General features: G+C 61.4%; 1 protein-coding gene. It reads left to right on the top strand.

Annotated elements, in window-relative coordinates:
- Window positions 1–588 (top strand): type VI secretion system Vgr family protein (locus tag C1X29_RS28200; RefSeq protein WP_256584412.1); only part of this gene is annotated, 588 nt, incomplete at both ends.

Raw genomic sequence — 588 nt, 5'->3', positions numbered from 1 at the left:
TACGGCGGCATCGCCATCCCGCGCATCGGCATGGAAGTGCTGGTCACCTTCCTCGAAGGCGACCCCGACCAGCCGCTGATCAGCGGCTGCCTGTACCACAAGGAAAACACCGTCCCCTACGCCCTGCCGGCGAACAAGACCCGCACCACCTTCAAGACCCTGAGCTCGATGGGTGGCGGCGGCTTCAACGAACTGCGCATCGAAGACAAGAAAGGCCAGGAACAGATCTTCCTCCACGCCCAGCGCGACTGGGACGAGAACATCGAACACGACCAGAAAATCCGCGTCGGCAACGAACGCCACGACGTCGTGGAAAAGAACAGCTACACGGAATTCAAGGCCGAAGAACACCACACCGTCTACGAAGACCGCAAAGTCGAAGCACGGGCCAACGACCACCTGACCGTGGGCGTGAACCAGCACATCAAGATCGGCACCGGGCAATTCATCGACGCCGGCCAGGAAATTCACCTGAGCAGCGGCATGAAAGTGGTGCTGGAGGCTGGGGCTGAACTGACGCTGGTCGGCGGTGGCAGCTTCATCAAGATCGATGGCGGCGGCGTGACCATGAGCGGGCCGGCGATCAAC

Source organism: Pseudomonas sp. GW456-12-10-14-LB2 (genome assembly GCF_002884345.1).
In the GTDB taxonomy this organism is placed as follows: Bacteria; Pseudomonadota; Gammaproteobacteria; order Pseudomonadales; family Pseudomonadaceae; genus Aquipseudomonas; species Aquipseudomonas paraglycinae.
Note: the sequence above shows the minus strand (reverse complement) of the source record. Positions and strands in the feature narration are given on the sequence as shown.